We start from the raw sequence: 23,288 nt of genomic DNA on the forward strand, positions 1-23,288 counted from the left end.
GCTATACCTGAAAAGTCTCCCGCATGGCCCTGATCTGTGACACATCGGCCACCAACTGCTCGAATTCTGAAAGCACTCGGTTGCTGGACATGGGTGGATAGTCTTTGCGAAAGGTCATACCGCTTTCCAAAGATCTACGCACCGAGGCATGTACTTCTCGTGCACCTGTTCTGCTTACCAGCGCCTGCACGTTGGCTGGAGTTACGCCACCGCCGGGCATCACAATCAGCTTCCCGGCAGCCCGTTCGTTTAGCTCCCGGATCAGCTCCACACCCTGTAGGGCCGTTTCCTGCTGACCTGAGGTGAGCAGTCGGTCTACTTTTAGCTGTAGCAGTTCGTCGAGCGCCCTGAGCGGGTCTGGCGTCAGGTCGAAGGCTCTGTGAAAAGTAATGCTGAGCGGTCCGGCCACCTCTATCAGTTCCTGTGTCCGGGCTGTGTCAATGCTCCCCTCTTTGGCCAGCATCCCGATCACTACACCGTCTGCGCCTAGCTCACGGCATACCTGAATGTCACGCTTCATCACTTCGAATTCTGGCTCAGAGTAGAGAAAATCTCCCCGACGGGGACGGATCAACACGTGCAGGCCTATGCTGATCCGCTCTCTGACAAGCGCGATCATACCGGCGCTGGGCGTAGTGCCGCCGCCCGCCAGGTAATCGCACAGTTCCACCCGCTGGGCTCCTCCCTGCTCAGCGGCCAGGGCAGACGCCACCGAATCGATGCAGATCTCCAGCGTAAGTCCACCCGGAGAAAGCATGCTAGAACTTGCTCTTTCCATCGAGTAGTTTTGTGCCTGATTTGTCCTGTATGGCGTAGTTAAAGCCCTTGTGGATACAGTAGCCGCCATACTCTCCGTTCTTATTCAGCGCAATAAAGCCGACCTGCAGGTCCTTCACATCTTTGTGCTTGGCTATGATCCGCTCCACGGCCAACCGGCAGGCATCTTCCGGCGAGTTGCCCTGCCGCATCAGTTCCACTACCAGGTGACTGCCCACCATCCGGATCACGGCTTCGCCCAGTCCGGTGGCTGTGGCGGCTCCTATCTCATTGTCGACAAACAGGCCAGCCCCGATGATAGGCGAATCGCCTACCCGGCCATGCATTTTATAAGCGGCACCACTGGTCGTACAGGCGCCAGCCAGGTCGCCGTTCGCGTCCAGGGCCAGCATACCGATCGTATCGTGGTTCTCGATGTTGATGACCGGCTTGTACTTGGATTCTTTCAGCCAGTTCTTCCAGTCTTTCTCGGAGGCGGGAGTTAGCAGCTTTTCTTTTTTGAATCCTTTTGACAGGGCAAAGCGCAGGGCACCTTCCCCCACCAGCATCACGTGCGGGGTGTCTTCCATTACTTTGCGGGCCACCGAGATCGGGTGTTTGATATGCTGCAGGAAGGCCACCGCACCACAGTTGCTGTCCTTGTCCATGATGCAGGCATCGAGCGTCACTTTACCTTCCCGGTCAGGGTAGCCGCCGTAGCCTACTGTCCGCACATTCAGGTCAGCTTCCGGCACCCGTACGCCGGCTTCCACAGCATCCAGCGCTGTTCCGTTTTTAGACAAAATCTTCCAGGCTGCCTCATTGGCTGCCATGCCATGGTCCCAGGTCGATATCACGACAGGCTTGTTGCTGGCCGGACTCAGGGAACCGCTAAAAGCTTTTACAACCTGGAAACCTCCTCCCAGGAACGTCGCGCCCAGAGCGGATAATTTTATAAATTTACGTCTGCTACTCATTGGTTTTATTTTTGTTATTTTCAGGACTTTCAATCGATCATCCAGTTGAGTCTACTCCCCAATCCTGGCGCTATACATTCCCTTTCAGCAAATGCGGCCGCTCGGCGTGCAGCTTCAGGATCAGTTCGCCAAACAGCGTGTTTGCCCAGGCAAACCACTCCCTTGTAAACTTGGCTGCATCATCCTTGTGAAAGGTTTCGTGCATAAAGCCTGTGCCGGCGTGTGTCGTTTTAAGTATGCGCAGGCAGTCCTTTATCTCCTGGTCAGACTGGCTTGTCATCGCCTGCATGATAATACTCATAGGCCAGATCATCTCCGGGCCAACATGCGGGCCACCTATACCCTGTCCCGCTTTCCCTTTAAAGAACCAGGGGTTGTTATCGCTCAGCACAAATTTTCGGGTATTCTGGTAGACCGGATCGTTTACAGGACAGCACCCCAGGTATGGCAAAGCCAGCAAACTGGGAATGTTGGCATCATCCATAAACAGTTTGTTGCCAAAGCCGTCTACCTCAAAAGGGTGAACTTTTCCAAAATTTAAATGATCGGCAACGGCATATTGCTGCAGGGCTTTCTCTACCTCATCAGCCAGCGCCTTGCATTCAGCGGCGAACTTGGCGTCCTTTCTAATCTGCTGGCTCATCTCGGCTAACTGCCGCAGCGAAACAACGGCAAAATAATTTGAGGGCACCAGGAACAGGTAAATCGTGGCATCATCAGAAGGACGGAAGGTAGAGCAAATTAACCCAACCGGGTTGATCGGGTAGCCGAAGCCCGCACCGGCAACGGTATCTGTCTGCTTGGGCGTAACACGCTGAAACTCGTAAGGGCCTTTGCCCTCCTTGCGCTGCTGCTCTTTAAACGTTTTCAGGACCAGCTTCATGGCTTTGTCCCATTCAGCGTCAAAGGGATCCGTATCGCCGGAGGTCTTCCAGTAATGGTAACCCAGTCTGATCGGGTAGCAGAGTGAGTCTATTTCCCACTTGCGCTCATGCACGCCTGGCTGCATAGCCGTTAGATCGTCTGCCCACTCCCCTTTTCTGTTAGGGTCGTCATAGAAAGCATTGGCGTAAGGATCTTTCAGGATGTAGCTGGTCTGCCGGTTAACCACGCCTGCTACCATCCGCTGCAGCGGCTTGTCACTTTTCATAAGCGGGAGGTAAGGCCATACCTGGGCGGAGCTGTCGCGCAGCCACATGGCGTCAATATCGCCGGTGATCACATACGTGTCAGGTCTGCCGTTTTTTTCCTGGTAGGTAACCGTGGTATCCAATGTGCTGGGTAGGCAGTTCTCAAATATCCAGGCCAGTTCCTTATCTCCTATTGCCTTCTTCACCTCGGCTATTTTTTTCTCAACCGCTTTGCTTGTGAAGTTCCGCTTGCCGGGAACCGGGCGCTGGCTCGTAAAAGCCTGTTTGGAGTTGAATGACATAAAAGAGAACCCGGTGGAGGCAACACCTAAGGCTGCGATACTGCTAGTTTTAACAAAATCTCTGCGTGTGGTCATATTTTTATCTTGTGTGGATCGTCACTAAAAGACTATTCTTCAATATATAAAAAAGAGCTTATATACAGGCTTAATTCACCATAATCTCGTCTGCAAACAGCCAGGCAGGTTGCCCTTCGCCATTATGGCCTTCCGGACAGGCGGGCAGTCTGTTTGCCGTGACACGCACATACTTTGCCTTCTGGGCAGGAAAACTCGCCTTAAAATCGTGGATAGTCGATTGCTGTTCTTGCACGGAAATGGGGTTACACACAGTTTGCACTTCCCTGAAATTCTTTCCGTCAGCCGATACCTCAAACTTCACGGAAACAGGCAGGAATATCCAGTCGCGGTAGTGCTGCAGACAGCCAATGGAAATGCTACTGATCGACTTCTCCTCTCCCAGATCGATCGTTGCGATCAGGTCTTTGCCGTTGAAGCCATGCCAGTATTTCCCTACGGCATGTTTGGCCCGCACACCATCGCTTAACGAGTTGGGTCCATCCGCCATGTAGTGCCTGTTCACCGGATTTTCGTATACCACATCCCGCCCCACGGCTTTGTGCATGCTAAAGGCCTGTTCCGCCGGCCTCAAGCCCATTACCTTGCCGTTTACAACCGTGACCGCCTTCACTACGACAGACGAATCTATCCGGATAGGCTGCTGGTACTTTTTGCTACTGGTAGTCGGCTCCGATCCGTCGGTGGTGTAGTATACCTCTCCGTTTAGTGCCTCGGTAAAGAGACTCACCAACAGTTTTCCGTTCTCAGACGATGGCTTGATATCAACTGTAAAATTGCCGGGAGCGTAATGCAGGCCGCGCTGCTCAAAGCCTCGAAAGTGGCGCTGCAACCTGTTGTTGAAACTTGTCCAGTCTTTGCTTTCCCTGGGTGACCACACCACTTCGGCAAGCGCCAGCATGCGGGGCAGCACCATGTATTCCAGGTGTTCAGCAGTTGTGATATACTCAGTCCACACATTGGCCTGGGCGCCGAGCACATAGCCTGCTTCCTCCTGGCTCAGCTCTTTGGGGATCGGTTCGTAATCATACACCCGCTTCAGGGAGTTGAAACCGCCAATGGCCAATGGCTCGCCTTCCGGGCCGGCCTGGTAGTGGTCGAAGTAGACGGGGTTGCCCGGCGTCATGATCACATTGTGCTTCATCTTTGCCGCTTCTATCCCGCCGGCTTCACCGCGCCAGCTCATCACCGTAGCCTGTGGCGCCAGACCGCCTTCCAATATTTCATCCCAACCAATGATGCTGCGGTTTTTGGTGAGCAGGTACCGCTCCATCCGCTTGATGAAGTAGCTCTGCAACTCCTCCACGTTCTTCAGTCCTTCAGCCGTCATGCGAGCCTGGCAACGCGCACATTTCTTCCAGCCGGATTTATCTACTTCATCGCCCCCAATGTGCACGTACCGGGATGGAAACAGGGCCACCACTTCGTCCAGCACATCTTCCAGAAAGGTATACACTTCCTCATTGCCCGGGCAGTAGTTGGACGACATATCCGTATAATCCCCCCCTGTGAGCGGCAGTTGCGGCTTTTGGGCGCAGCTCAGGTGCGGGTATGCGGCAACGGCAGAGGCTACATGCCCCGGCATCTCGATCTCGGGCACCACTGTCACATTTCGCAGGGCGGCATACGCTACAATATCCTTGATCTGGTCTTGTGTATAATATCCCCCGTAGGTAGGTTTTTCGCCTGCTTTGGCCTGTGGCCGACTGTCCCATGCCTTGTCTGTCTGGTCTACCCGCCAGGCGCCTACCTCGGTCAGCTTCGGATATTTTTTGATCTCGATGCGCCAGCCAGTGTCATCCACCAGGTGCCAGTGAAAGGTATTCATCTTGTAGCTGGCCATCAGGTCGATGTACTGCTTCACTACTTCTGGCGAAAAGAAATGGCGGCTCACATCCAGATGCATGCCGCGCCATTTAAAACGAGGATAATCCGTTATTTTCATACTCGGAACCTCCAGTGCAGCATTGGTGCGCACCTGTGGCAGGGTCTGCATCAGCGACTGCATACCATACACAATGCCCGCCTTGGTGTTGGCCCGGATGCTGATGCCTGCCGGTGTTACTTCCAATTGGTAGCCTTCATCTCCTATACCGTCTATTTCTGCGATAGCCAGTTGTATGCTTTTTCCTTTTCGTTTTTTGATGGGCAGTTCATGCCCTGATACCTGTTTGATATAGGCCGTCAGGAATTCGGCGGCAGGCTTTAGCTCTTTCTTTTCATTGTCAATTCGGATAAATGTCTCTCCGTCAATCACAAAACTCCCATTAGTAAGCTGCAAGCTGACAGGCTGCGGGATGATGCTGATCTTGTGCTGGGCGAACGCCATCAGCGGAAAGAAAAGCATTAAGAGTAGGGCGATCTTTTTTGTTGTGGTATTCATATTGTGACTTTTTAAGTCTGCAGGTATAGTTGGCTCCTTGCAGCACAGGTAAACTATTGGATAGTAGCTGAGGTAAGTGCATTCTTGTAGAGTCCGATCTCCGACAACGTGGGATTAAGCCGTGAGGACTCGATGAGAAGCCTTACTTTACTGGCCGTGACCGGGTCGAAGCGCAGCAGCCTTTTATACCCGACTGTGGTTCCTTCGGTGGCTTTGTGCCATTGGCCATTTTTCCAATATTCGAACGTGAATTTTTCGATACGCTGGCCCACACTAATGTTCTCCTGTAGCAGCAGCACATCAAAGGTATGCTCGCCTTTCAGCTGCAGTTCTACCACGGCGGTGGTGTCTTTTTCTGATTTGGTGGTATAGTGCGTGTCGTATTTGCCATCCAGTATGGCCTGCTTGTTTTTGCCGCCTGACACTTTCACCTTGGCTTTCGCTGCCAGATTTGTGGTGAAGGTATTATCCCGCAGCTTTTTCCATTCCTGCAGAGCCTTCACATCGCTTTCATGGATCAGGCCCCTTTTATCCGGCGGTATGTTGAGCAGCAAGACTCCGTTGCGGCCTACCGAACTGTAGTAAATGTCCAGCAGCTTCTCCGGCGTTTTCACTTTGTCATCTTCTTCCGGATGATAGAACCAGCCCGGCCTGATCGAAACGTCCGTTTCGGCCGGATACCATACCAGCCCGGTTGCATTCCGGATCTTGTCGCGGCTGCCCAGGTCATCGCCCCGCATATCGCCCTGCGGTTTGAAGGCCAGTCCCTGCTGTGAGTTGGCCGCCGTAGCAGACTGGTCCAGGTTGTTGGCCGGCACCACGCTCCATTCCGTCTCGCGACCATATCCTGTTTCGGTGCCTACCCACCGAACATCCGGCCCCATAATGGCAATGGTAGCCGTAGGCTGCAGCTTGCGAATGTGCTGGTACCACCTGTCAAAGTCGTATACCTGCTTTTTGCCGTTCGGACCTTCCCCGTTGGCTCCGTCAAACCATACTTCGTCGATCTGCCCATACTGTGTGAGCAGCTCCGTGAGTTGGTCGATGAAAAGGTCGTTGTAGGCATCGGTACCGTATACCGGCGAGTTCATATCCCAAGGCGATAGGTATACGCCGAAGCCGATCCCGTACTCTTTGCAGGCCTCTGCTACTTCCCGCATCACATCGCCCTGCCCGTTCTTCCAGGGGCTGTTTTTCACCGAGTGTTCCGTAGTAGCAGTGGACCACAGACAGAAACCATCGTGGTGTTTGGCCGTCAGGATCACTTGCTTTATACCTGCCTCTTTGGCCACACGCACCCACTGGCGCGCGTCGAGCTGCGTGGGGTTGAAAATCTTAGGATCTTCCTTGCCGGTGCCCCACTCGCGATTGGTAAAGGTGTTGACACCGATGTGAAAGAAGGCCGTGAGTTCCAGCTGCTGCCACCTGAGTTGCCGAAGCGAGGGCACTACATTGGCAGCCTTCCGGACGATATTCGCCTCAGATTCACCTGGCTGTATGATCACGTAGTTTTTCTGGTCGCTCACCTGCTGGGCAAAAGTGGGGCCTGTTGCTGCCAGGCAAAGGGAAAGAAGGCCTGCGGTTATTTTTTTCATTTTCATGTATGGGTAAAGGGTAGTCAAGATTTTATAGGCGGTATCGGTATACACTTTATAGCACTTCATCCAGTAGCGGAACTGGCTTGCCTGTGTTTTTAAATAATGGCATCGGGGCTTCCCACTGCCGTAGTTGCTGGCTCAATTTCAGCGCCAAAGCTTTCACACGTTTGGGATATCTGGCCGCCAGATCGGTTGTCTCACCAAGGTCGGACTTCAGGTTGTAGAGCTCCATTTTACCGTCGCGCATGTGGTAGATCAGTTTCCAGTCACCTTCTCGGATGGCACTTTTATAGTTAATACCCGGTCCGTCCTGCTCTGTCCATTTGTTAGGCAGGTGCCAGATCAGGGCTCGGTCTGCAATCTTTTTATCTGTGGATTTAAGCAAAGGCACGAAGCTCAGGCCATCTGTTTTTTGTACGGTGTTATACCTCTCTACCCGAGCCATCTCCAGAATCGAGGGGAAGAAATCTTCGATGATGACGGGCGTATGGTTGACCGTGGCAGGCTTCACCACGCCCGGCCATTTCACCAGCATCGGCACCCGGATACCGCCTTCGTATACGGATCCCTTGCCAGCTCTGAGCGGCAGGTTCTGCGTGTGGGCCTCACCCCGTCCGGCATATGCCAGGCTCAGACCGCCGTTGTCGCTCATAAAGATAAACACTGTGTTGTTGGCCACGCCCTTTTTCTCCAGGTAATCTAGGATATCGCCCAGGCTCTTGTCCATCCCCTCCACCATGCTGGCGTAGATCGCGTCAGTCTGTGGTAGGCCGGCATCAAGGTACTTCTGCATATAGCGTTTATCTGGATCGTAAGGGTCGTGCAGGGCAAAGTGCGCCATGTGTAGGAAAAACGGCTGACCGTTTCGGATCGGTGCCTCCAGGGTTTTTAACGCCTCCCTTGTGATGGCTTCCGTGAGGTATGTATCCGAGCCAAAGTACTCGGCCATGTCTGGCACCGCGTGGATATTGTAGGGTTTGCCCTGCATGTTGCCATAGTTCTGCTCGCCCAGGTAACTGAGCGGGCGCCCCGCCACGTGCCCGGCCACGTTCACCACAAAGCCCAGGTTGTACGGATTGGCACCCGGCGTGCCCGGCGTGGCCCAGTGTCCCTTGCCCACGTGGATGGTCATGTAGCCTGCCTCATTGAGGAGTTGCGGAAGCACTGTGGCATGCGCCGTATGCGGCACGCCCTTTACAGGGCTTAACCCATACATGTTCCAGGGGGCAAAGTCGAGCTGCTCATCCGGCGTATCGGAGTTGCGATCCTTAAAGGGCATGGTCCAGTTGGTTACGCCGTGGTGGGCCGCGTTCATCCCCGTCAGCATACTTACCCGCGAAGGGGAGCAGACAGGTGTGGCGTATGCATGGGTGAATTTCATACCTTCACGGGCCAGGCGCTCCATGTGGGGCGTTTGGTAGCGCTTGTTCAGGGGGTATACTTTATCGGCGAAAGGCACGGACGTATCCATCCATCCCATGTCGTCCACCAGGAACACCACGATATTAGGCCGTTGCTGCGCCTGTATGGCCAGGGCAGAAAGTATAAATATGATGAATACGAAGAGTCTCTTCATGTTGATTTGTAAAAGTATAGCCGCAGCATGTTTCACTAACTCAGTTCATCCATTATTCTGTTACCTCGATCTCTCTTTGACTTCGGGGTACATTTCTCCTATCGTTGAGGCAGCAGCTAAAGTATAAATAGGCTCAAGGCCTGTTCTAATTCACTGGTTTCAGCTCTACCTCCCGGTTCCCTTCATGCGAGCGGCTCTGGTAGTATTGCAGGTGGAAACGGAGTCCTCTTGCCTCCCAGCCCTGGAAATGCCCGCTATTGAGGCGGCTTATAAAACTGTTGAAATCCTTTTCCTCCAGCGGTGTCCAGAGAGCTTCGGCCAGGGCAGGCATACGGGGCAGGAGCATGTATTGCAGGTGCGACGGAGATGAAATAAACTCGGTCCAGATATTGGCCTGTGCGCCCAGCACGTGCTTGCGTTCCAACATATTCAGCGCCTCCGGGTGAGGGTTATACTTGTACACACGTTCCAGTGTATTGATCGAGTAACTGGCCGCATAGGGCTCGCCATCCGGGCCAGTCTGGTGCCGGTTAAAGTAAAGCGGATCACCCGGCGTCATCACCACATCGTGCCCCATCTTTGCTGCAGCGATACCGCCCTTCTCGCCACGCCAACTCATGACGGTAGCCGTAGGCGCCAGCCCTCCTTCCAGGATCTCGTCCCAGCCCAGGAGCTTTTTGTTGTGCGCCAGCAGGTATTTTTCCATGCGCCTGATGAAGTAGCTCTGCAGCTCCTCTTCATTCTTTAATCCTTCTGCCGCCATTCTTGCCTGGCAGCGTGGGCACTTCTTCCAGTACGACTTGTCAACCTCGTCGCCGCCGATATGTATGTACTCGGAGGGGAAAATGGCCATGACCTCCTGTAGCACATCCTGCAAAAACAGGAAGGAGCTGTCGTTGCCGGCGCAGTAGATCAGATTAACTTTTGTGGGATCTGTCACGCCGTTCCAGAGGGACGAGCTGGGCGCCTGCTGCTGGTGGCGCTCGCAGGAGAACTCCGGGTATGCCGTCAGTGCCGCGCCGGAGTGGCCGGGAACATCAATCTCAGGCACCACCGTGATATTGCGGGCCCGGGCATAGGCCACTACCTCTCTGGCCTGCTCCTGGGTATAGTAGCCGCCGTAGGTATAGGGCTTACCGGTAAGCGGCTCTTTGTATGTAGAGTCGGGTTTGTAGTACACACTGCCGGGAATTTCCTGGCGCCAGGCCCCAACGGAGGTCAGTTTCGGGTACTTTTTAATTTCCAACCGCCAGCCTTCATTATCAGTCAGGTGCCAGTGAAAGGTATTCATCTTGTAGAGAGCCAATAGGTCGATGAATTCCTTCACGTCCTCTACCGTGTAAAAATGACGGCTTACATCCAGCAACATAGCACGCCAGCCGAAACGTGGCTCATCCTTGATTTCCATCCCCGGCACCAGAAGCACTTGGTTGGTGCGTATGGCAGGCAGCGTCTGAATCAGCGACTGTAAACCGTAAAACACTCCGGCTCTGGTGTTGCCCCGGATACGGATGGCCTCCGGCATAACGCTCAGCCTGTATCCTTCCGGACCCAGGTCTGCCATGCTCTCCAGGGAGAGTTCAATGGTTTTCGCTTTCTTTTTGTTAAGCGGCAAGGTATAGCCTGCTACATTTTTTACATGGTTCGCCAGATACTGTGCCAGGGCAGCCAGCTCTTTGTTAGTGCGTTTAAACTGAATGGAGGTATGCGCATCAAGTACAAAACCTTCCCCTTTCATTTCCAGGCTAACCGGCTGCGGAATAATGGGTGCATGTTGCGCCTGCGCCGGGAGTATAATCCCCAGGAACAAGTATAAAATGAGTAAGTTGTATCTGTTTTTCATGCGATGCACTGTCAAACTAATAAGTGGCAGCAGGGTCCTTTTGAAGTATAAACATCACTGTAAATCATGTTTATACTTCAGATGGCTGCTTTATTCTGCCAAAAAAGCCTTATCAGAATCCCCTTACTGGTTTTTCTTCTGTTCTTCAGCGTCTGAAAGCGGGGCGAAATGAATGTCTCGGTCCTCCCATACCTTCAGTAGCGGCAATAGTCCTTTTCTGAACTGCTCGTAGTTCTTGTTCTCTGGCTGGGTCCAGCCCACTTCGGCGTATGCGGCCAGGCGCGGGAACACCTGGTAGTGCATCTCGCCCCGGGTCGGAATCCACTCGCTCCACATCTGGGAGCCGGTACCAATAATGTTCTGGTGGTATTCTTTTGGTAGCTCCTGCGGCACCGGGTCGAAGCTGTAGGCTTTTTGCAGCGGGATAGAACTGTAATTATAGTCTAGGTAAGTCATCGAGTGCAGCGAGTTTACCAACTGGTAGCCCTTGGAGGCGGCCTGCGTGATCAGCTTCACATCGCCTTTCCAGAAATGCACCACCACGTTTTTGGCCAGCTCGGTCTCGGCATTCGCGTCTGCTTTTTTCTCTTCAAAATCCGGGTGAATGTTGATGCCCATGATCTCATTCCAGCCCATCATGCGGCGTCCGTTCTGCTCGATATACCTGGAGATGTTGTTGGTGAAATGCACCTGCAGGTCGGCATAGGTCTTCAGACCATGCTCCTTCATGTAGGCATTCACTTGCTTTGATTTCTCCCAGGCCTCATAGCCCACTTCATCCCCACCAATGTGGATGACCTGCGATGGGAAAAGTGTGAATACCTCTTGCAACACGTCGTGCAGAAACTCCTGCACTTTCGGGCTGGTCACATCGTAGATGTCGTAGAAGCGGCCGAACTTTACAGGAACCTCAATTTTCTGATTATCAGTGCCCAGCCAGGGGTAAGCGGCGATGGCAGCGCTGGCATGCCCCGGCATCTCGATCTCCGGTACCACATTGATGTGGCGCTCGGCTGCATAAGCTACAAGCTCTTTAATCTCCTCCTGGGTATAAAAACCACTGTGTGGCTCTCCGGACTGTTTGTTGCTGTTCCACTTCTTCTCCCCTACGGCGGTGCTTTTTCTAACCGATCCAATTTCCGTCAGCTTCGGGTATTTCTTGATCTCGATGCGCCAGCCCTGATCATCCACCAGGTGCCAGTGAAAGGTATTCATCTTCAGGCGGGCCATCTCATCGAGGAGCAACTTCACCTCTTCTTTTCCCTTAAAGTGCCGGGCCTCATCCAAATGCAAGCCGCGCCACTCGAAACGCGGCGTATCCTCAATGGCGACCGCTGGCAAGGTATAGCTATCACCCGAAGTATGCACGGCTTGCAGCAAGCTTTGGATACCGTAGTGGATACCTGCTGCCGTAGCTGCCCTGATCGTCACCTGGGTCGGCGTTGAGGTTAATCTATACCCTTCTTTGCCCAGGTCTTTTGCCAGCTTCTTATCCAGCTCCAGACTGATCGTGTTCTTTTTTCCCTTGCCGGCATTAGTCTGAAGTGAGAGGTTGTACCTCTCCTGCAGGGCTTTTTTCAGGAAGGCAGCTTCCTTCTCTGCTTCGGGGGCATACTGGATGGCTTTGGCATCGCCGAGCGCAAACTGCCCTTTCGCCAGCTCTATTTTATTGGGTCTCGGCAAGATGTTTATTTCCTGCGCGACTGCCTCAAAAGCGACCAGGCAAATCAGGAGGAACAGGTATAAGGACTTTTTCATAAGAGATGGTTTAATGTGTATAGCATTGCGTTGATTATGAATCAAGTTCTACCAGTCTATACCTCAGCTGGCAGGCTGCTGCTTCACCAGTTCATAAATCCTTACCGGCTGGTTACTTCCCGTCGAGAATGTTAGCTCGGTAACACCTTTCAACTTGCTGCTGTCAAGCTGGATGTAGCTTTCTCTGCCGCTGTAAAGGGTTTGTCTTTTCCCTTTTGCAGCGGGCGCGGTAATGGAGTAAGAGGCTCCTTCGGTTTTCAGCAAAACCACAAGCCCGGTTCCCTTCAGTTCCTGTGGCAGCGTGACTGTAACTGGCTGCTGACTGGTGAGTGTTTGGTAAGTACTTATGCTTTTGTCATGTGCAAACACCGACTCGTTTTTACCGGCAACCGGCTTTACCTCCAATCGGAATTCTTTCAGGTAAAAGTTCTGTCGTTTGTCAGATGAGTTGCGGAGGCGCACATACTTTATAGCTGGGTCATTGAATACTATGCTTCCTTTGCCGTGCTCGGTGGTTGGGTCTGCTTTTGTCCATACTTGTCCGTCTTTGGAGGTTTCAAAAGCGCCCCAGGTAAGCAGGTTGTTGTTGCTCAAATTAAAGTGTAAAGCCGTAGCCTGTAATGCTTCCGAGGGCTTGAAGCCGATGTACTCCCCGCTGTCGAGAAAGGCTACTTCCAGCATCGGAGAGTAAGCGATGTCTTTGTTATTTTGCAGCAGGGGCTGACTCCCTAGTTTCTGGGATTTGCCGTACGCAGTGCTGATGGCGGTACCTCCGGCTATACCTGCCTGGCTCTGCCTTTCAGCCAGACCCAGAAAGTAGTTGCCTGTCTGTTTAAAGATGTCTTCTATAAAAGGCGTCAGCACCAGCGAGCCTGTTCTCACACCCGGCTGGTATGGGTTCTGGTTGAACGTGGCATTCACAGTGGCCATGCTATCCAACGTTGCCTCCAGTTGCAGGTAATCCGCCCAGGCGGCTGCATGGCTCGCCTTCACACGGTTTTCTGCCATCGCCATAACATGACTCCCGGCTTTGCCCAGGAATTCGAAATGCAGCAACCACGGCGAAATTTGCTCTACCAGGCGCTTGTTCCGGCTCTTACTCCTGATTTCGGCAGGAGCCTTGGCTATACCTGCAAATTCCTCGTTTATTCTGGCTGCTGCCTCTGATTTGTACTTTCCGTTGTTATAAGCTTCCAGGAAAGTATGGATGTAGGGTTTGATCTCTACTGATTCATCGCGGCGGTAGTGGTGCCCGTTCGGACCAGGGTCGCTGTTATGGGCATTGAAGATGCGGAAGGCTTCCGGTGCCTCTGGCATCACATACCTGTTGGCTGCCTCCCAGGCCAGCTGCGGATCGTACGCCTGCATGTTCCAACTGTACAGAGCCACACTGAAGATGGCCGGCTTGGAAGCCTCGGCCTTATCCATCGGGTTTGACACGAAGCCCGACATATCTTGTGCCGCTTTGGTATCGATGCCGTAGGATGGCCCCATGAGCAAGTGGTTGCGCACGTAGTCGCTCACCGGGAAATTCCACCACACATAGGCCGGGCGCTGTATGCGTTTGTTCACCCACTCCAACCCTTCCTTGGTGATGTCGTGCACGACGGTGTTGCCCGTCCACATCACGTGGATAGCCGGGTCGAGCTGCTCACCCAGGATGTCGAGGTAGGTACCCGGTTCCTTGTTCGCCCAGCCCTTGTTGTACTCGGTGGGACACATGATGAGCGGTGCCACGTCTCTTTTCTGGTTGATGAACTGGCGCTGGATGTAGTTGAGTAGGTTAGCCTGCATTTTGGCGTCCGTTCCAACCCCGGTGATGTCATCGAAGAAAACTGCAAAGGCGCGCACACCCAGGTCGTACATTTGGTTAAACTTCGTGATGATGGCGCTGCTGTCGGCTTGGCTCCATTGTATGTCCTTACCAGGGTGGATTGCCCACACGAAGTCCACCTTGTTGTTTTTTGCCTCTTGTGTCAGCTGCCGGATTTGCTGTGCCTCCATGGCAGGGTAAGGATCGCGCCAGTGCGGAGACGAGTGGTAGGGATCGTCCTTCGGACCATAGATATAAGTATTGAGTTTCAGCTTGCCATAAAAGCGCAGCTGCTCCAGCCGATCCTGGTGGCTCCAGGGATCTCCGTAAAAGCCTTCCACCGTGCCCCGGTAGGCCACATCCGGATAGTCAGTGATGCTAGCCTCTGGCAAGGTAATGTTCCCGTTCCGCTCTTTCTGCACTAACTGCGACAACGTCTGCGCGGCATAGAAAACAGAGCGGTTGTCATAAGCTTCTATACCTATCCCTTTGGGTGATATGTCAAGTTTATAAGCACCAGAGCGCTGCAACTTCGCATCACCCTTCTTTAGTTTCTTTATTTTCAGAGGTAGTGTTTTGCCTTTGCTTGCTACCGGCAAAACGGATTGAAACAGGGCATAGGTAGCCTGTTCTCCGGCATCAAGCCCGCTCACTTTATAAGCATGTGCTGGTACAAAGCGCTGCTCACTTATAGTTGCTTCCTGGGGTTGGGGTACCACTACCTGCGCCGAGCTTGTTTGAGGTATAAAAAACAAAAGGGCTACTACACTGCGCTTGAGAAACGTAAACATTTGGTTTGGCTTTTTTTAAAAACTTCGTCCCTTTTAAAGAAAGAGATGATTCTTCATTGTAACTATTGTAAATCAGAAAGTCCGTTACAAACTACCGCCCTCTTTGGCCAGCAACTCCTTTGCCCCATCATCCTCGTACTTCTGGATCAGACCTTCCAGCTGTTTCCTGAGTTTGGCTGTTACTTTCTCGTATCCTTTCCTGCCGTAGAGGTTATGCATCTCTTTGGGATCTTTTTCCAGGTCGTACAGTTCCCACGACTCCACCCGCTTGTAAAAGCGGATCAGTTTGTAGCGTTCAGTCTTGATACCAAAGTGCGGCGACACCGAATGCTCGCCGTTCTCATAGTAATGGTAGTACATGGCCTCGCGCCCCTTTGCTTTCTTATCCCGCAACAAAGGAAGTATGGACTCTCCCTGCATGTCTTTGGGGATAGGTATACCGGCGGCATCCAGCATAGTCGGCGCAATGTCCAGGTTCATCACAAAGTGCTCTGACTTGGTACCCGGCTTTACCATACCCGGATAGCGCATCACCATAGGCGTGCGGAAAGACTCCTCATACATGAAGCGCTTGTCGAACCAACCGTGCTCGCCCATGTAAAAGCCCTGATCTGACACATAAATCACGATGGTATTGTCGGCAAGCCCGTTTTTGTCCAGGTAATCCAGGGTGCGGCCAATGCTGCGATCCAGTGCCGCGGCAGTAGCCAGGTAATCGCGCATGTAGCGCTGGTACTTCCACTCCACGAGTTCCTTGCCCTGCAGATTGCGTGCCATCAGATCATCATAGATCGGCTTGTAGTAGGCTGTGAATCTGGCTTTCTGATCGGCATTCATCCGGGTAATGTTTCCTTCTTTGATGTTATCATAGTCCGGGTACATTTTCAGGTCATAGCCCATGATCATGGTCTGGTCGATGGTCATGTCCTGCACCCTGGCCGCCTCGCGGTTCGTGTAATTGTCGTAGAAGTTGGCCGGCAGCGGGAACGTTTTACCATCAAACATGCCCATATCATCTAGATCCGGCATCCAGGTACGGTGTGTGGCTTTGTGGCCGATCACGAGGGCGAATGGTTTGCTTTTGTCACGCTTATCGAGCCACTCCTCTGCCACGTCCTCGGTCACGTCTGACACATAGCCTTCCACTCTTTCCCGGCTGCCATCCATCATAATAAAATCCGGGTTGTAGTAGTGTCCCTGCCCGGGGAGTATCTGCCAGTAGTCGAAACCCTGTGGATTACTTTCCAGATGCCACTTGCCTACCCAGGCGGTCTGGTAGCCGCCTTCACGCAGTTCCTTGATAAAGCTGTTCTGGCTGCCATCGAAATGTGAATTTTCATTATCCTTGAACCCGTTCTTGTGACTGTACTTACCAGTCAGGATCACGGCCCGGCTTGGTCCGCAAATGGAATTCGTGACATAGGCCTTATTAAAGATAGCCCCTTCGTTGGCAATGCGGTCGATGTTAGGTGTTTGCATCAGGTTGCCATCATAGGCACTAATGGCTTGAAACGCATGGTCATCGGACACAATAATGACAATATTGGGCTGCTTTTTTTTCTGCTGTGCGAGAGCTGAAAGACTTATAACCAGCCCTGCCAGTATCAGATATACAAATTTCTTCATGGTGTTCAGGTATAAGTGAATGATCGTTATATCAGGAGATAGTGGCCTTGCTCTATAAATTTGCTTTCTGCTGGTCCTTTTTCTGGTAAACCCTTACCCAATCTACCAGCATCTGAACAGGCAGGTCTTCGTCCTTGATGGTTCCTACCCAGTTTCCCCCAAGCGCCTGATTCAGGATGATATAGTATTCCTGGTCGAAAGGCCATTGGCGAAAATCAGCATTTTCTATTTTGGGGTAAGAAAAGGTCTTCTTATGGTTTACAAAAAAATCCAGCCGGTCCGGGTACCATTCTAAGCCGAAGATGTTGTATTCACCTTCCTGAAATGGCGCAGTGGCAAAGTATACCGGATCTGTTTTCTGATTCTGTTTGTCAATGTAGTGACTGTGCAGGGTCTGGTAGAAAACGGTATCGTAGTTGAGATGCTCCATGATATCGATCTCGCCGGAATCTGGCCAGCCGCCATACGTAGCATCCTGTGGCATGAGCCAGATGGCGGGCCAGGAACCTTTGCCTTTGGCAAGTTTTGCCCTCACTTCCACTTTCCCATACCTGAAAGCGAACTTGTTTTTGGTGTGGATACAGGCGGTTTGATACCTGGCTGTGTCCGCGGGATCTTCATTTAACTTAGCACGCAGGTATAGCTGACCATCTTTTACAAAGGTGGTGGCGGGGTTGTCAGCACAATAGCAGGCCCAATCCGGAGATCTCCTACCCGCAAAACTCCATTTAGCGGAATCAGGTGCTCCGTCCTTGTCAAATTCTTCCTCCCACAGCAACACCCAGTCAGCGGCCTTTTCTTTCCGGGGTAGAGAAGTGCAGCTCATGCAGATGATCAGCAGGAAAGGGAGGATTTGCTTTATCATTCTTTTAACTGTGTAAAAGGGGTAAAAGGGACTGCACAATCCTAGCGGAATGGCAATCCCTTCTTCACCTAAATCAAACTCAATCTATTTACTCTAATCTAATCCTTACTTAATTGCCGTCATTTATCCTCGTAGCTCCGCCCATACTCTTTTAACACAGCATGGAAGCACCCAATAATCATGACTGGCATTGCGAGTATTGTATCTATTTTACTCTATTGCACCTGCATTAGCCTGAAGTGGCCAGCCTGGGTTCTGGTAGATCGCGGAGGCTCCAGCATCGCCGGCATTACCGGTTATGATAAAGTGCTGAACTGCGATTGGCTCCAGATAATGTGCATAAGCCCAGCTATAACCTTCCCTGATCGGGTTGCTTGTTGTGAGATTAACCTGGTAAGGACGCAGGTACTCGCTGTCTGATCTTTTCGAAACATTGGCTGTTTTTCCTGGTGTTCCAGCTTCAATTAATTTGGAAGTACCATCGCTGTTCTTATACCATTCCTCCATAGGGCCCCAAACTTTGAAACCCTCCACGATATAAGGGTTGGTCTTGAGCTGGTCAAGGGCTCTCCAACGCTTGAGGTCAAAGAATCTCAACCCTTCTGCTACCAGTTCGAGGCGACGTTCGCGGCGAATGTTATACAAGGTCATATCAGACAGCAGATTACCGGCAGAGTAGGCTGCAAAATCATTTTTAGCCTCCTCACGGATATTAGTGGCATTGATGGTTAATTCAAAATCCGGATTAACACCTGCACGTTCCCGGATAGCTCTCCAATACTGGGCAGCCTTACCGTTGATGGCCTTCTCTTTCAGATAAGATGCCTCCATGTAATTCAGATAAGCCTCTACAGCTCTGAAGACGATACTGCCGGTAGAGCCCATGCTCCCCTGGGAATTGGACCACAGGTAAGAGAACCCCTTCTTTATGGCATAGCCGGTCACATAACGTGTCTCTGCCAGGCCTATAATATCCGGATTGCCCTCTAGTATCGGGCTGCCGTCGGAATTTGTTCTGTCCGTATACCTTAGTTCACCTGGAGCTTTCATAAAGAGCTGCAAACGGTTATCACGTTCTGCCTTCACGGTTGCGATGTAATCATCTCCTTGGTATTCTGAACCAGCGGCATAAATAGGAAGACCATTTTTCATCAGGAAATTATCTACCAGACCTCTTGTAAAGCCAGTGTTGCCACCATTCTGGTTGATATAGTGGTTCACGTTATGGTTTATACCCTGACTTGGGTCATACTTGCGCCACAACAGAACTTCAGAGTACTTGGTCATGTCCGCATCCGCAAACATTGTTACATATGGGTTCTGAGAAGAGTTATACCCATTGTCTTTCGTGTTGTTAACCAACGGAACGGCATCTGCCACCTTTTCAGATGCATCCATGGCTTGTGTCAGGAAATAATCAATCTCTGAGTCGATACTGATGTTGAAGTTCTCCACCTTGCCGGCACCCGGCCAGTTCGGGCCGCCCGGCACATGGGCAGTGCCTTTGTGGTATAATAGCCAGGTGGCTTCGTGCAGCGCAACGCGGGACTTAAGAAGCAATGCCGCATGCTGCGATATGCGGTTTTTCCCTCCTGGAGGTGACACTCTTAGCAACTGAATGGCCGAGTCCAGGTCAGCGATGATAAAACGCGCCACTTCGTTTCGCGGTCTGCGTTTTGATGCTGCAACCAGTGCCTCCATCTGATCGGGTAGCGTTTTCTTAATGATCGGGAAATCTCCGAGCGCCTGCACTTTGTTGAAATACTCGTAAGCCCTCAGGAAATAACCTTCGCCAATGTAGTGGGAAACATTGACAGCATTGCCCGTGATCTTATTTTGCTTCCAGCGTGGTACAGCTACCTCCAGGAAGTAGTTTGTCTGTCGGATTTGACCAAAATCCCAGCTTCCACCTGACTGCGGGACACGCCACTCGCCGGGTACCCAGCGGGTAGCAAAACCACTTGACATTTGGTTGTCAGTATGATTGTCGTTGCCGTGTGTGCCTACGTTAAAGCCACCGTGTGTAGGAAAGTTGTAACGACCGATGGTATAGGCCGCCAAGTCTTCCTCACTCCACAGATAATTGGAAGGGGTTACGTTCGACAGCGGCTCCCGGTCCAGGAATTCGTTGCAGCTGGTTATTCCCAGAAATCCCAGGAAGGCGAGTGCTGCATATAGTTTATTGGATAGAGATCTTTTCATCACAAATCAATTAAAAGTTAACACTAAGGCCAAACGAGTACACTTTTGCCAGTGGATAGGTCTTGCCATCATTCCAGCCACTCAAAGCCACTGTTTCTGGATCGAAAATGCTGATCATTTTAGTGAAAGTCAGCAGGTTTTCCCCTGAAACATAGACCCGCGCACGGGAAACACCTGCTATAGAAGTAAATCTATGCGGTATTGTGTAGCCGATCTGGAGGTTTTTCAACCTCATATAGGCTGCATTCTGCAAGTAACGGGTTTGTGTCTGCTGGTTTTTACCAGTGTTGAAGTATGGCTTAGGGAAGTAAGAATCCTTGTTCACTCCAGCCACACCTGCTTCAACCATTCCTGAATTTTCATCTCTAAAGAAATCCATGTGCTCGGTAAAGCCTGCAGACTGCCACATACCACCGCTAGCTCCCCAGAAATAAGGCCCGTTTGGCATATAATCTCTCTTACCTACACCCTGCAGGAAAACCCTTACATCGAATCCTTTCCACTCGCCTGTGAAGTCCATGCTATACCTGTATCTGGCTGCACTGTTACCAATAATAGATCGGTCACCAGTATCTTCCAATATTCCGGCGCCACCATTGATTTTCCCATCTCCGTTCAAATCAGCATACATGATATCACCTGCACCCCAGTTATTACCCATGCCGTTCTGGTTAGCAACGGCCAGGTGGGCCTCCATCTCTTCTTTGGTTTTAGCTATGCCCACTGTCGTGTAGCCCCAGATCTCGCCTACTTTTCTACCAGCATACCACTGTGAGATATTGCCTGTAGGGTTTGGATAGTTGGTTACTCTCTGCTGGTCATCAGATAATACAGCACGGATTCCATACCCGAATTCGCCAATACGGTCCTGCCACTTCGCCTCAATCTCAAAACCGTAGGACTCCATGTCTGCATTGTTGATCTGCGGAACGGCTGTGCCCAAAACAACAGGAAGTTCAGGAGCCGGCCCTACCATATCAAATGTCTTGCGCTCGAAATAATCTGCGTTAATAAACAGTCGGTTACGTAGCAAACTCAGGTCAATACCAGCATTCCAGCTTGTCACCCGCTCCCAGGTTAACAAAGAACTCACTAAACCAGGCGCACTGGCGGTATTGGGTCTCTGCCCATTAACCAGCCAGCCTCCATTGTTAACGCCAACCGGCATAGTCGGATAGAAAGGATACCAGTTCGAGGTATTTTGATTGCCCAGTTCACCATAAGACCCTCTTATTTTGAACATTTGGATAACATCATCAAACACCCAGAAACTCTCTTCTGCTATGTTCCAGCCTGCTGAAACAGACGGGAATAAATTCCAGCGCTTGTCTCTCGTGAAGCGGGAAGTGCCGTCGTAGCGGGCATTCAACTCCAACAGATAGCGCCCCTTATAATCGTAATTCAGGCGACTGAAGAAACCGGCCGTTGCCCAGTGTTGGTACTGACCTTCGGTAGCTCTGCTATCATTGGTTGCTGTACTGATCGTAGGTAGAGAAGGAGTGATCAGACCAGTCCGGGAAGCACCGATCGTACGGTACTTCATTAACTCTGAGTTAAATCCACCCAGAATTTTGAACTGATGGCTATCTCGGATATTAAATTGATAATCTGAATAAATATTGGTCGTCAGGAAGTTATCCTTACGTGCATACTCATACACAGAGCTAAATCCTGCTGAATTCCACCCCACTGATACAGGATATGGATTCTGATTGACATCATAACTATAAGCGGGTGTAACATCGCTATGGTAATTGCTGTTCATGATGCGATAGTTAGCATTCGCTACTACATTCCAACCTTTGGCAGGGGTAATTCTCAACTCGCCCTGCTGATAAAGCCAGTCCGTCTGGTCGTTCACACGCCCCCCATCAACCAGTTGTGCGATCTCGCTCGGATCTGTGAAGTGACCGTTTGGGTCTCTGGCAGGAACTGTAGGCCAGCGGCGGGCCACATTGTGGTAAAATAAGTCCGTCAGGTGAGTCGCTTTGGTATAGTCTTCGCGTATATACCTCGAAGTGTAATTGAATTTAGCATACTTACTCAGTGTAGTACTGATCTTACCGGTAAGCGTGTACCGCTGAAACTCATCACCTCCATAACGGGACAAGCCTTCCTGGTCCAGGTAGCCTGCAGAAGCAAAAAACTGGGTGTTTTCTGTACCGCCGTTCACACTGACAGCATGATCCTGTGAAAAGGCAGAACTCTTGTATTGCTCCTTAAACCAGTCTGTGTTTGCATGCGATCCGGCATAGTACTCATACCTGTCTCCATTTGCATTTGGCACCGTACCATAGCCTATTTCACCCCTCTGAAACTTCACAATCCGGTCAAGCACTTCATCAGAAAACTTTGGTCCTTCCCCGTCATTGGCTGCCGCTTCATTCCAGTACAGGGCAAATGTGTGGGAGTCCATCATGGTAGGCAATCCAATCGGGCTCGTAGAGCGGAAGTTATTTGTGTATCCGACACTCGTTTTACCTGCTTTTCCTTTTTTAGTAGTTATTAGAATAACGCCAAAAGGAGCACGTGATCCATAAATAGAGGCCGCAGCTGCGTCTTTTAGAACTGTAATTGTCTCAATATCCTGTGGGTTGATCGCATTGAGGTTCCCTTCCATTCCATCGATTAAAACCAGTGGACTGGATGTAGAACCTGCTCCGATCGTCCCGGCACCTCTAATATTAAAATTTAAGGTCTGGTTGAGTTCGCCCCCTAAACCGGCAGTCTGCAGATTCAAGCCAGGTACAAGCCCTTGTAGTGCCTGGCCAACATTCTGCACAGGCCGTGAGTCAAGCGCTTTTGAATCTACTGTGGAGACGGCTCCCGTTAGATTTGCTTTCTTTTGTGTGCCGTAGCCTACCACTACCACCTCTTCCAGCGCCTTTGCGTCTTCCTGCAACACTACATTGATCGTGGCCTTCCCTTCTATCGGCACTTCCTGCCTTACATAACCTATATAGGCAAAAACAAGTGTACCTGAAGTATTAGGCAGATTAAGTTTATAGTTGCCGTCCTGGTCTGTAGAGGCACCTATTGAGGTTCCTTTTAAAATTACTGATACTCCAGGTAGTGATTCTCCTTTATCAGATGTTACCTTCCCCTGAACGACAGACGCTTGCCTGTAGGACTTGGGGGTGGTCCGTTCTACCTGTCTCTCCGGATTACTTACCCGAAGGTCAGCCAAAACCTGACCATATACCGGCACGCTCATAGAAGCAGCCAGCAAGAACAGGATGGGTAGTTTTGTAGATCTTTTCATATAGGCACTTTCATTAAGATAATAATAGTTTAAGATTAGTTGATTCCGTTTGACGAAGCCTTATTACACCACCTTCTATGGCAGATATGATGAAGGATAAAGTATATTAATGTGCGCTTTACATTAATCGCTCACATTACATTCTATCTGGGAGAGAATCCAAAAAGGCATCTGAAAAATAAGGACGTACACGCAATGCAACTTTCAGGTATATGCCTATATGACTAGCTAAACATACTATTATATATTTTCAAAAGCAATATAAATGATTTAAAAATGTGCACGTACACACAAATTTATTTTTGTGTACGCGCAGTTTACTTTTTGACTA

General features: G+C 51.1%; 13 protein-coding genes. All 13 read right to left on the reverse strand.

Annotated features, from left to right (window positions below; all coding sequences use genetic code 11):
- Position 1 precedes the first annotated feature (1 nt).
- Positions 2–778: a copper homeostasis protein CutC gene (locus tag C8E01_RS00495; protein WP_207774845.1), complete on the reverse strand. Its 777-nt coding sequence runs from the start codon at positions 776–778 to the stop codon at positions 2–4.
- The gene (locus C8E01_RS00500; protein WP_116541422.1) at positions 759–1,733 is read right to left on the reverse strand and encodes an isoaspartyl peptidase/L-asparaginase family protein; all 975 of its coding nucleotides are present in this window, start codon (positions 1,731–1,733) and stop codon (positions 759–761) included. Before C8E01_RS00500 ends, C8E01_RS00495 begins: the two co-directional genes overlap by 20 nt.
- Before the next feature lie 70 nt (positions 1,734–1,803).
- Complete coding sequence (locus C8E01_RS00505) at positions 1,804–3,240, reverse strand: glycoside hydrolase family 125 protein (RefSeq protein ID WP_116541423.1); 1,437 nt, start codon at positions 3,238–3,240, stop codon at positions 1,804–1,806.
- Between the two features lie 70 nt (positions 3,241–3,310).
- Positions 3,311–5,623, reverse strand: coding sequence for a glycoside hydrolase family 20 protein (locus C8E01_RS00510; RefSeq protein ID WP_116541424.1), 2,313 nt, complete (start codon positions 5,621–5,623; stop codon positions 3,311–3,313).
- Positions 5,624–5,676: 53 nt separating this feature from the next.
- Positions 5,677–7,218 (reverse strand): alpha-L-fucosidase, encoded by a 1,542-nt coding sequence (locus C8E01_RS00515; protein WP_243409357.1) that lies wholly within the window; start codon positions 7,216–7,218, stop codon positions 5,677–5,679.
- 55 nt (positions 7,219–7,273) lie between these two features.
- Positions 7,274–8,797 carry a sulfatase gene (locus tag C8E01_RS00520; protein WP_116541425.1) on the reverse strand — a complete coding sequence of 508 codons (1,524 nt, stop codon included), beginning with the start codon at positions 8,795–8,797 and terminating at the stop codon, positions 7,274–7,276.
- A 145-nt stretch (positions 8,798–8,942) separates the two neighbouring features.
- Complete coding sequence (locus C8E01_RS00525) at positions 8,943–10,640, reverse strand: beta-N-acetylhexosaminidase (protein WP_207774846.1); 1,698 nt, start codon at positions 10,638–10,640, stop codon at positions 8,943–8,945.
- Positions 10,641–10,763: 123 nt separating this feature from the next.
- The gene (locus C8E01_RS00530) at positions 10,764–12,398 is read right to left on the reverse strand and encodes a beta-N-acetylhexosaminidase (RefSeq protein ID WP_116541426.1); all 1,635 of its coding nucleotides are present in this window, start codon (positions 12,396–12,398) and stop codon (positions 10,764–10,766) included.
- Between the two features lie 63 nt (positions 12,399–12,461).
- Positions 12,462–15,002: a beta-N-acetylhexosaminidase family protein gene (locus C8E01_RS00535; protein WP_116541427.1), complete on the reverse strand. Its 2,541-nt coding sequence runs from the start codon at positions 15,000–15,002 to the stop codon at positions 12,462–12,464.
- Between the two features lie 84 nt (positions 15,003–15,086).
- Positions 15,087–16,628, reverse strand: a complete 1,542-nt coding sequence (locus C8E01_RS00540) for a sulfatase family protein (protein WP_116541428.1) — start codon at positions 16,626–16,628, stop codon at positions 15,087–15,089.
- A 52-nt stretch (positions 16,629–16,680) separates the two neighbouring features.
- Positions 16,681–17,493 (reverse strand): glycoside hydrolase family 16 protein, encoded by an 813-nt coding sequence (locus C8E01_RS00545; RefSeq protein WP_116541429.1) that lies wholly within the window; start codon positions 17,491–17,493, stop codon positions 16,681–16,683.
- A gap of 210 nt (positions 17,494–17,703) precedes the next feature.
- Positions 17,704–19,695, reverse strand: a complete 1,992-nt coding sequence (locus C8E01_RS00550; RefSeq protein ID WP_116541430.1) for a RagB/SusD family nutrient uptake outer membrane protein — start codon at positions 19,693–19,695, stop codon at positions 17,704–17,706.
- Positions 19,696–19,705: 10 nt separating this feature from the next.
- Positions 19,706–22,957, reverse strand: coding sequence for a SusC/RagA family TonB-linked outer membrane protein (locus tag C8E01_RS00555; RefSeq protein WP_116541431.1), 3,252 nt, complete (start codon positions 22,955–22,957; stop codon positions 19,706–19,708).
- Positions 22,958–23,288: the final 331 nt, after the last annotated feature.

The sequence above is a fragment of the Pontibacter virosus genome (assembly GCF_003096355.1).
In the GTDB taxonomy this organism is placed as follows: Bacteria; Bacteroidota; Bacteroidia; order Cytophagales; family Hymenobacteraceae; genus Pontibacter; species Pontibacter virosus.